8 protein-coding genes are annotated in these 10,203 nt (G+C 58.6%); all 8 read right to left on the bottom strand.

Annotated elements, in window-relative coordinates; translation table 11 throughout:
* Nucleotides 1-81 precede the first annotated feature (81 nt).
* Nucleotides 82-1,530: a hypothetical protein gene (locus NKI18_RS26985; protein ID WP_353021176.1), complete on the bottom strand. Its 1,449-nt coding sequence runs from the start codon at nucleotides 1,528-1,530 to the stop codon at nucleotides 82-84.
* A 386-nt stretch (nucleotides 1,531-1,916) separates the two neighbouring features.
* The gene (locus tag NKI18_RS26980; RefSeq protein WP_353021173.1) at nucleotides 1,917-4,031 is read right to left on the bottom strand and encodes a DEAD/DEAH box helicase; all 2,115 of its coding nucleotides are present in this window, start codon (nucleotides 4,029-4,031) and stop codon (nucleotides 1,917-1,919) included.
* The gene (locus NKI18_RS26975) at nucleotides 4,031-4,954 is read right to left on the bottom strand and encodes a HamA C-terminal domain-containing protein (RefSeq protein ID WP_353021170.1); all 924 of its coding nucleotides are present in this window, start codon (nucleotides 4,952-4,954) and stop codon (nucleotides 4,031-4,033) included. The genes NKI18_RS26980 and NKI18_RS26975 overlap by 1 nt, the downstream gene beginning before the upstream one ends.
* Nucleotides 4,955-5,604: 650 nt before the next feature.
* Nucleotides 5,605-5,877 carry a DUF2274 domain-containing protein gene (locus NKI18_RS26970; RefSeq protein ID WP_023718715.1) on the bottom strand — a complete coding sequence of 91 codons (273 nt, stop codon included), beginning with the start codon at nucleotides 5,875-5,877 and terminating at the stop codon, nucleotides 5,605-5,607.
* Between the two features lie 11 nt (nucleotides 5,878-5,888).
* On the bottom strand, nucleotides 5,889-7,106 hold the full coding sequence (locus tag NKI18_RS26965; protein ID WP_352495919.1) for a TraB/TrbI/VirB10 family type IV secretion system protein: 1,218 nt from the start codon (nucleotides 7,104-7,106) through the stop codon (nucleotides 5,889-5,891).
* Between the two features lie 10 nt (nucleotides 7,107-7,116).
* A complete protein-coding gene (gene trbG, locus NKI18_RS26960) occupies nucleotides 7,117-8,145 on the bottom strand; it encodes a P-type conjugative transfer protein TrbG (RefSeq protein ID WP_352769296.1) in 1,029 nt (342 codons plus the stop codon).
* Nucleotides 8,135-8,866, bottom strand: a complete 732-nt coding sequence (gene trbF, locus NKI18_RS26955) for a conjugal transfer protein TrbF (RefSeq protein WP_031212913.1) — start codon at nucleotides 8,864-8,866, stop codon at nucleotides 8,135-8,137. Before trbF ends, trbG begins: the two co-directional genes overlap by 11 nt.
* Nucleotides 8,867-10,189, bottom strand: a complete 1,323-nt coding sequence (gene trbL / locus NKI18_RS26950; protein WP_352720253.1) for a P-type conjugative transfer protein TrbL — start codon at nucleotides 10,187-10,189, stop codon at nucleotides 8,867-8,869.
* Nucleotides 10,190-10,203 lie beyond the last annotated feature (14 nt).

Below are 10,203 nucleotides of genomic sequence, written 5' to 3'. Positions count from 1 at the left end.
GACGCATCCACACCAGATACGACCGATGTGCTCACACCTTCCTGTCGGCGATCGCCTTCGCTGCAGCCTTCATCTTCTGGATCAATGAGTCCTGACCCTAGCTATCTCCGCGAAAGTCGCCTCCACTGCCGCGCGGCTGAGGGAGGATGTGACGATGAACACACGCCGGATTGCATCCGGAGCGTTGCGCGCCTGCTCGAAGGCATCCTCAAGACCAGCGGCCGTTCCCCGCGCGATTTTGGGGACGGCGGTTTGCACGCCGCTTCCGCTCACGTAGTTGTTGCGCCATCCTGGGAGCTTGCGCGCAACGGGCTCGGCGGGAAGGCTCATCCGACCGAGGTTCTTCATCGCCTGGCTGACCGAGACATGAAACGGGCCAGCTCCCAGCGAAAGCTCCCCATGTTTCGCGTGATAGAAGCTGATGCGGCGCGGGCTGCTGGTGCTGTTCAGACCGATAAAGTCAGCCCATTCGTCTCCGAGGTCGTCGCAGAGGAGGACGTCGTCTCCAGCGGCAATGCTGTTGACCACGACCCCGAAGGTCGAGTCCGGGTCAAACACAGTGTGCGCCGTTGTGAAGGTTCCCTTTTCGTCCGTCACGGCGTCTAGAAGGGGATCGGTCCCTAGGTACCGCAGGAACGCCGCGCCCCCATCCGCGAGACCCTCGTCGCGAAACAGAGCGCCGTCAATGTAGGCGAGCGCCAGATCGTCGAACAGCACGATGAAACCGTTACGGCTGTCGAGGTACCGTCGCAGCGCCAGCCGGTCGTCGTCCTGCCCGACAGCGTAGGCGGTGCTTTCGACCTCTACGTCCGCGCTAATCGGCAATGACAGGGCGCGCAGAGCGATGCGCGCCCTGTTCAGCGCCACGGTGCCCACCCGTGCGCCGTCAGCGAGAGCGTGAAGGCCGAACAGCTTGCCTTCAGGGCGGACCTCCAGAACCGCCGCCAGTTCGTCCAGAACCTCTTTCACTTGAGCCTGGGTCAGCGCCTGATGCATGCCGGCATTCGCCCTCACGAGCCGGATTTCTTCGCGTTCGAAGATCGCATCCGCCAAACCGGCGACGTCGACGCCGAAGCTGAGCGGCGTCGCGGCCCCTGCCGCCGTAGCCAAGTCGACCGCCCGAGCGAAGGTACCGATGAAGGCTGCGGGCACGTTCGCGCCGTCCACGAGTTCATCGAAGACAGACTGCGCATAATCCACCAACGCCAGGTGATCGACGCGGTCCGACCGTTGCGCGATACGGCCTGTACTGGGGGTGGTGGAAAAATGATCCGTCCCCGAGCGTACGGTGTAGCCTTGGGGCACATACCGCCGCGACGCCGCCGGCCCTACGACGTTGCGAAGGTCGTCGGCCTCAAAAGTCTTGTTGCGCATGGCATATTTCGACAGCGACATGTTTCGCAAGCGGATCTTCTCGAAGACCGCGTCCTGCCGCGCTACAGCGACGTCGACCCGTGCCGGCGGGACCCGCCTCAGATAGCGCGCGGCGAAAGCCGCCGGAACCTCGAGTCGAGACTTGAAGATCGCCACATGCCCCCTATGCTCCACGAGTAGCAGGAAGCCGCATATGCGTTAATTTACGCCCGCGCCTTCGGTAAAGAAGGCTGGCAGCCGGTCGTACAGAAACGAGATCGCGGACCAGCAGCTGGGACCCGGGCCCACTACCACACGGCGATATTCGAACAGGTTGTTCGCAGCAGATGGATGGCCGCCGCGGATACTCCGAAACAGCCCGACGACGGCTGCATTACTGAGGGGTCGGTTCGCCTGATGAAAAGTGGCCGCCTTGCCCACCCGCAACTCTGAGATCATCGTCCGTCCCCTTTAGGAGAGACGATACGTCTTTCCCGGTTCGCCTGAAAGTTGTCAAACATGCCCGCAGTCGCCGCGGACGACGATTGGTCGCGCCCGCCCGCCTAGTCCGCCCTTTTCGCCTCTACGGCCTCGTCAAGCGTGATTCCGTCGAAGAAAAAACGGACCACGTAGCGATCAAAAGGGCCGAGCGATTTAATTGCCAACACGGCATCCCTTCCAAGATATATAAAGCGTTCAAGCGCCAGCAGAAGGTCCATGTTCGGATCCAGGAAATCAATTAAACCCGACGCATGAATCTTTTTCGAGATCATGCGCGGTAGTCCATATTCTTCAAGGTGGTAAACCGCACTAGGCAAGAAAGCTCGGCTCATTCTTCCGATAAAGGCCGAAATATCGACTGAAGGGTTGATGATTATCTTATGAAGTTCGTTCGTGTCGCTGAGGAGGGCCGACAACTTGAATGTGACGGTCCGTTCGAGTTTGAAAAAGTCGTCGATATCGATTCCATCCTTTTTGAGGGATGAGATCAGCTGGGATAGATCGCGATCCCAATTGTAAGCGATTGCCTTGGTGACGGTCACGAGTTTGCTAAATTGGGCGTCCCAGTTGCCAGGTTTAAGTCTGAGGATCCTGTAGAGCATAGTATCCCAATGGTCCGGATTGCTGGAATTTAGGTAACCAAAACCCCGCCACTCGTCAGGACTATTCTTCATGTCTGTGGCCAGTCGAAACAAGAAATCTGCGTCACTGTCCTGAAGGAGGTTCTCTCGCTTTATGCGCGCAAAATTCTCGTCTCCGAGAATCGACGACATCTGCGTTCGATATTCGATGATGCGCTCAACTTGTCGCTCAGTGAGTTGGTCCGCATCGTGATATTCATCCAACGTACCCAGTATTTCTTCAGGAAATTCAATCTCCAACTGGGTGTCTTCGGACGTCGGCGGAGCATCCAACAGGTATATATTGCCAACGAAGTACTTAAACATCCGGCCTCCTCGGCCAATTATGTTTTTGTAAGTGAAGTCTTTGAGATTAGTGTTCCCTAACTTACTTCGCCACACGATGACGTTCTGCGCAGATGTGTTTACGCCCTCGATTATTGAAGATGTGGAGACGATACTGTCGAAGCCGTCTTCATACTCGAAAAGTCGTATCTGTAGCTGGCTAAGACATCTGTGCATGCTGCCATTGTGAACTCCAATCGCCCGATCGACCAAATCAGCCAGCAGCCAGTCGGACTGGTAGTTTTGCCGCAGCCATCTGGAGAAATGGCTGGTGTAGATCCGATCCACGGGCTGAATTTCCGCGATGACGAGATCAGTGATTTTCTTGATTTCGGAGTAGGTGCCTGCGTAGATCAGGGACTTCTGGGCGCCAGAGGAAATCAGTTCGATTAACTTTTCTCCCTTCTTGGTCGCATCGTCCCCAAATTCTTTGTAAAGCTCCTTGATATCGAGGTAGACTGTATTGAAGTCTAGGAGCTCCAAGAACTCCATATCGCGCGTGAAGGCATTATCGCTGAGTTTCTTGATATTCGGTGCGAGGTAATACCTCTGCTTCGCCTTTTTAGATAGCTTCAGGATCGCCTTGATGAGCGAGGGCGCGCGGTCGCGGTCGTGCTTCTGGCTGGCCTTGTAAAATTCATCGACGACCAGTAGATCGATGCTCTCTAGCGCGGATAGGTAGCCAAAGGCCCGCTCCTGCGGGAATATGAGGATATTCTTGGGTCCAAGTCGCGTATCTGGCGCCGTTATGATTGTGTAGCGTTCAGAAAATTTCTTGAACAAACGACGGCGCGTTTCATCCATTAGGGCGATGGTTGGAACGATGATTACCACGTTGTCCGGCTGCTTGGCCGCAATAAAGGCGTCGATGATAAAGCTCTTTCCGAAGCTGGTGGGGGCGCTGACTGCGATGTTTTTGCCGTCCAGGAGTTTGGCGAGAACGCTCGACTGCTCACGGTGCAGGGTCGCCACGCGCCGGCCGACATCGACCTCGAACGCGTGGTGCACGTATTTCTGGTCCCATGAAGCGTTCGCGAGTTGCAGGTAGGGGAAGAGTCCGGTCGCGCGGATCATATGGTTCACCACTTGCGGGTAAGGCGTCTTCGAGCGGTCAAGTTCCGCCAGTAGGCGTATCAGGAGATTTCTGGCAGCGACCTCGTTCTTCAGCGTCAGAAGTCTGTTGATCTCGTGGCAAATCTCAAAAACGTCCATCACTTCTGCCTCTTGAAAAAGGCAACGGCTTGGACAAAAGCGTCGACGATCTTCTTCTTGCTGGGGACCGGGAAGAGGATGATATGGAAGTGTAGATCTTCATACTTGTGAATTGGTCCAGATTTTACAATCTGTCTGAGGAAATATTCATCTGCGCGATGCTTGTGAAAGGTGACAATCTCGGCCTTGTAGGTGTCGGTCAAACCTTTCGCACCTGACGTGGTCGAGCACTCATGCAGCAAAAGAATTGGGATATGGATTCTAGATTTCAGGTTATCGATAGATTCCCTGTTGTCCAAGGCTGCCTTGATCCTAGTGCGAAGGTCCGCCGCGATGGGGAGGCCATCGAGGTCAGATACACTGGTTATAATGGCGTTTTCTTTTTTTAGTTTGTCTGTTGATAGTGAATTAATAACTGAAGTCACGACTGACTCGAGACGGGCGTCGGCAATCGAATTGTAGAATTTTGCCTCTCCAAACCACAGCGTGAAATCGTCGCCGTCGACGACTATATGAACGCTGTCCGCGCCCTTGGCGTTGTCTTGAACATTCTGCTTGTAGAAGATCTTCGGGACGACAGGTAGCGCGCCGAAGCGATGCCGCATCAAACCATACAGGAAGACCTCGGCGATCTCGCTGCCTTGTCCGATCTCATCATTGTCCGTAAGTCTGAGATTCTGGGCGGCGGCGATGAGGCTGCTATGACTTTGGTCGATGAGAGCTGATCGCTCTTTTTCCGACAGAGCGGTCTGGGCGATGTTGTCCCACAAATAACTTTGAAACTTTGGGTAGCGCCATTCCGCATCTTCAAAATCGTTTATCAAACTTAGCACATGTTTATTAACCAGGCTGGTGAGTTGGGAGACCGAGGTGACCTCGGCAAGCGTGTCATCAACTAGAATCTCAAATGCTAGTCCGGCCATAGATAACGATGTCCCCAAGCTACCCCGCGTTTGCCACGGTACAACTTGGCGACGAATGTGCCTAGTTAGCAAGTCGATGTGCAGTATCCGCTTGAGTGACTTTCGCTTCTGGCTTTCAGATTGGCCTATGTCAGAGGATTCCAAACATCTGTACGAATGACAAACGCTCCGCGCTGACTGACACCAAGACGTTCACGAAGCCAGGCTGGCCGGGCTGAAGGTGGACCTGTCAGCGGGCGCGTCGGTCACTATGCGGCGGTAGTGATAGGCTCAGCCGATGGGGGGCGTCGCGCTCACAGCCTCGCGGTCATGCGGGGGCAGAAATGGCCGCCAAGGGATCGCTGTTAAACGTCTGCTTTCGGAGGGTGAGTTAATGGCAGCAAGGGGCGCCTAGCTGCCGCTGCCAACGATCACCGGGACGACCGCTTTCCACTACAGTCCGGAAGTAGCCGATTGAAAATCGGACCGACAGTTTCTGGGAGATGCAGACGGAACTGCGAACGGCGGAAATTGTGCGCAGAGCCGGCATTGGTTCGGGGCAGATCAGCTCGTCTATTGTGCCCTGTGTTTCGACTTGCCGCCGGCAAGTTGCTTCAATGCATTTGCTCGCCCAGAAAGGTGTCCCCCTCGGACTCACTGGTCGCTGTCACTTATTCGGACCCTGAAATTGGCTGCCGCCGCGATTTCTCTGACTTGTCGACGACAGGGAGCCCTTCCTTTCTGGCCTTGGCAAACGCTCGATCGCTCTCCAGGAACTCCGCCAGCATGAACGGGATCAGTTCCGCTACCGATTCGGACTCGCCATAGGTCTGACGATAAAGCGCCGCATAGTCCTTCAGTGCTTGGTTCAGGTCTGCACTTACGCTTATGGTGATCTTCGAAGGTGTCCGATCCGGAAGTTTGCCGAGTTTCAGATTGGTCATGATGACTCCAGTCAATTCGGGTACGGCCGCAGCACAAGATCCTTGTGCACGATGACGCGCAGTGGCCAACCAGGGCGGACGGTGATCGTGGGCTGAATATTGAGGTTCTTCTCGGTGATGCGCTGGCCAGCTTGACTAACGTTCTGCTGAGCGGATTCGCGGATTGCTTTGACCAGGTCGCTTTCGTCTTGCCCGAGGCTCAGCTCCGTGCCGACCCCCAGCAACGTGGCCAGCGCAACGCCTTTCATCAGCTGCCAGGTGTGGAAATCCACCTTGTCCTCAAGCCCGGCATAGCCGGCGGTGTCCGTCGCCGGCAGATTGTCGATTTCGATCGAAGAGCCGTCGGGCAGCAGTATCCGTTGCCAGACCAGCAGCGCGCGCCTTTGTCCAAAGGCAACAACGCTGTCATAGGTGCCAATCAGGCGAGAGCCTTGCGGAATGAGCAAGGTGCTGCCGGTGACTGTGTCGTGCACATTCTCGGTGACCTGTGCGACGACGAGGCCGGGCAAGTCGGAATTGATGCCAGTGATCAGGCTCGCTGCGATGACGCTGCCGGCCATCAGCTGATACGGCGAAGCCGGCGTCTGCAGTGCATGCAGATTGTAGATTCCACTTGTGTTCCGCTGGCTGACAAAATCGAGCTTGCGCTGTTGATTGTTTTGGTCGCCCTCGGCCGGTGCAACGGAAGCTGAATCGCGTGCGGCATCGGATTGTGGAGCCGTTCCATCAAAGGGTGGACGCCCGCCCTGCCCGTTGCCGGCGGCATCCGCTTGCCGGGGTCGATTTTCGATCCGGAAGAAGACTTGCGATTCGCGCGCCTCGATCGCCTGCTGTGCAAGGCGCTGCTCCTCCGCCGAAACCTCCTGGCCCGGCGCGATGCCCAGCTGGCGTTGGTGCTCAAGGATGGGGCGGCCGAGGTCGCCGGGCAGCGGTGGTCCAAGCACCGGAGGCTTGGGCTTGATCCCGGAATAGTCCTTAGGCAGCCTTTCAATTGCCTCCGCGGTTGGCTTCCGCTCAGTGTTGTAAAGCTCTTCAGCCTGCTCTTTGATGCGCAGCGCCGGTCCCTGCAGCGCCATCATGGTGACGCCTAGAACGGTCCCGGAACCAACAGCAGCAATGGCGACAATAATGCCGCGCTTGAAGCGCACAGCGCGGCGAGGCGAGGCCCGCAGCTGCAGCTGTTCTGGATCGAGTTTCGGTGAAGCATCGGAGCGGGAAGTATCCGTCATGGGCCGTCCCTCACCTGCTGGAACGCGAAAAGAGCAATTTCCGCAGCGGCGCTTGCCTGCCGTCGGTCCTCGTGATGCGCACCACCTGTTGCTGCTTGGCGCCGAGGCGCAGTTCGGCCGCGGCGAAGAGGCGATCGACAATGTAATAGTTGCCGCGTATGCGGTAGTTGACGAGCTGGTTGTCCCCGTCAGCACCGACGATGAAGAGCGGCGGGGCCTCACCCTGATCGATGCGGCGCGGAAACTCGATGTAGACCTTGCTGCCATCATCAAACGCGCGCGTCGGCCTCCAGGGCGGTATGTCGCCGGTAATCGAATAGCGGAAGCGAATATTTTCGAGAGCCACATTCGACGCCACTGGCATAGCAGCCTCGGCCTGCGCATCGCGCCGGCGTAGCGCGATAATCTGGTCCTCGCTGTAGGTCCAGGAGATTGCCGCCATGGCGGTCTTATCCGTGCTTTGAAGCTGCAAGTGATAGCTTCGCCGGTCCGTGGTGATCACCAGATTGGTGGCAAGTCCTGGCGCGAAGGGCTTCACCAGCACATGGGTGCGCTGGTCATCGCCGGAGCCACTGACGGTGTCGCCAATTACCCAGCGCACTGTATCGCCGGCCGACACGGATTGGAGTTTCTCGCCTGACTGCAGAGCGATATCGCTGACGCGCTCCGGTGCGGCATAGAGCTGGTAGAGCGCGCCTTCGGCAAAGGGGTAAACCTGCACCGCATTCACATAGCCATATTTGGTGGGTTGCTGCGTCGCCGCCTTGTTGGCATCGGCGACACGTTCTTCAGGCGAGCGCCTGTCTTCAGCAGCCTTGCCCGGCTCGGGCTGCAACTGGCCGGGCAGCGGTAGCGGTTTCGGCACTTCCACGACTTTGACGGGCTTCTCCGGCGCCTTCTCGATTGCCGCCGGTTGGAACTTGGCAGCATCATAGGAAATCTGAGGTAGCGGCACCGGCTTCGAGGCACAGGCGGAGATGACCGCAGCCGACGTCGACAGGACCAGCGCAGTGCGGAGCGACGAGAGTCTATTTATCATTGGCGGGCTCCTTTGGGGGAACGGAAGTCTGCGCGGCACTGTCGAGCTCGCGCGACCAGTCGATGGCATTGATGAAGACGCCGAGCGGGTTTTTGCGCAGCTGATCGGTATTGTTCGGCGGCCGGATCACAATGGTGAGGATCCCGGTCCAACGCGTTGTGCTGGCGAGGCTGCCGCGCTCAAAGACCTGCTCGGTCCATTTGACTTGAAAGGAGCTGTCGGACGCTCGAACCACGCTCGTCACCTGCACCGAGACGCTGCGCGTGCCGATCTTGCCGAACGGGTCGTTGGCCTTAGCGTACTCGTTGAGAAAGAGGGCTCCGCGGTCGGTGGCAAAGTCGTAGGCCGAGAGCCAATTCTGCCGCACCAGCACCGCATCGGTGGAAACAGAGCGGACATTCTGGATGAAGCGGCCGAGATGCCAGGCGATCTGGGCATCGGTGGGCTCGTAGTCCCGGATTGCTGGAGCGACGGCGCGCGCCTCGCCGAAACGATCAACCTCGACGACATAGGGCACGACGCGGCCCTGCATCGACTGCCACAAGAGTCCACCAGAGAGCCCGGTGGCCAGAGCGAGGCAGCCAAAGGCCATCAGGCGCCAGTTCCTTGCCTGCACGCGCGCAGTGCCGATGCGCTCGTCCCAAAGTTGGGCGGCCTTCTGGTATGGTGTGACGGGGTGGGGCGTTTTCCCGTAACGCTGAACAGGTCGCTTGAAGAGCATCTAGTCTTCCTTATCGTTGAGAGAGGGGTTGGCGCCGCTTCCACCCCGATCGCCATCGCGGACGGCCTGCGTGGCGGCGTGGCGATGGGCGCGCGCGGTCTGTTCGGAACGCAAGCGCCTCGCCCACGCCGGCGCGGCATTGGCACCTGACGCGGCAGGGTTTCCGGTCATTGATGCGGTCGGCGTGCCGCCCGTCGCGGTCCAGGCGGCATCGCGGCCGGCATCGGCGCTGCGCCGGAATGGTTCTGTTGCAGATCGCATTCCCCGAATCGCGGCGCCGCCAGCTGCGCCGGCAACGCCCTGCAGTCCAGCAGCTACGCCGGAGAGGCCGGACTCGGGCGATGTTGCACGCCTCATCTGCCAAGCTGTGGAAGCAGCCGATCCCATGGCCGTGCCGGCTCGAACGGCGGCGAGACCGCCGCCGGTTGCCATGCGCGCGCCGGCAAGCGCCGCACCTCCGGCAACGAGCGTTGATCCGGCGGCCGCCGCGGTGGTTCCGAGTGCGGCTCCCGCGCCAAGCTGCGGCGCGCCGGAAACAAGACCCGAGGCAATTCCCGGTCCGAAAATGCCGAGCCCAAGCAGCGCCAACGCGCCCAGTACCTGTGACATGGCCGCGGCCAAGTCCGGCTCCTTGCCTTGCAGGGCGGAAGCGAACTCGCCGAAGAGCGTGGAGCCGATGCCGACGATGACGGCAAGCACCATCACCTTAATGCCCGACGAGATCACATTGCCGAGCACGCGCTCGGCCAGAAACGCCGAGCGGTTCCAGAGCGCGAAGGGCACCAGAACAAAGCCGGCCAATGTGGTGAGTTTGAACTCCAGGATGGTGATGAAAAGCTGGATGGAAAGGATGAAGAAGGCGATGAGGACCAGGAACCAGGCGAGAAGCAGCACGAAGATGGTCAGCGCGTTGCCAAAAATCTCGGGGAAGCCGACTAGCTGGCTCGCTTGATTGAGCAGCGGCCAGGCGCCCTCGAAGCCGGCCGCGGCAATGCGGCCTGGCCGCAGGAGACTGTCGGCGGACAAATTGCCGGACGAAGCGTTGATGCCGAGCCCGGCAAAGGAGCGGTAGATAATGTCGGCAAGGCTTCTGAAATTGTTCAGGATGAATGCGAAGGCGCCGACATAGAGCACCTTTCGGACGAGCCGACCGAGAATATTGGGTTCGCCGCCGAACGCCCAGACCAGGCCCGCCAGCGTGATGTCAATGCCGATCAGGATGGTAGTGAGAAAGGCGACGTCGCCCGAAAGCAGACCGAACCCGCTGTCGATATAGCGGATGAAGGTCTGCATAAAGCGATCGATGACGCCGAGGTCATTCATGTCGCCGTCTTCCT

It is taken from the genome of Mesorhizobium sp. M0800, from assembly GCF_040320095.1.
Lineage (GTDB): Bacteria > Pseudomonadota > Alphaproteobacteria > Rhizobiales > Rhizobiaceae > Mesorhizobium.
This window is presented reverse-complemented; position numbering and strand designations above follow the sequence as displayed.

Excerpts from the sequence above, each read along its gene's own strand:
- NKI18_RS26975 (WP_353021170.1), bottom strand. The coding sequence starts at position 4,954 with ATGGCCGGACTAGCATTTGAGATTCTAGTTGATGACACGCTTGCCGAG.
- trbL (WP_352720253.1), bottom strand. The coding sequence starts at position 10,189 with ATGAATGACCTCGGCGTCATCGATCGCTTTATGCAGACCTTCATCCGC.
- trbG (WP_352769296.1), bottom strand. The coding sequence starts at position 8,145 with ATGATAAATAGACTCTCGTCGCTCCGCACTGCGCTGGTCCTGTCGACG.
- NKI18_RS26970 (WP_023718715.1), bottom strand. The coding sequence starts at position 5,877 with ATGACCAATCTGAAACTCGGCAAACTTCCGGATCGGACACCTTCGAAG.
- NKI18_RS26980 (WP_353021173.1), bottom strand. The coding sequence starts at position 4,031 with ATGGACGTTTTTGAGATTTGCCACGAGATCAACAGACTTCTGACGCTG.
- trbF (WP_031212913.1), bottom strand. The coding sequence starts at position 8,866 with ATGCTCTTCAAGCGACCTGTTCAGCGTTACGGGAAAACGCCCCACCCC.
- NKI18_RS26965 (WP_352495919.1), bottom strand. The coding sequence starts at position 7,106 with ATGACGGATACTTCCCGCTCCGATGCTTCACCGAAACTCGATCCAGAA.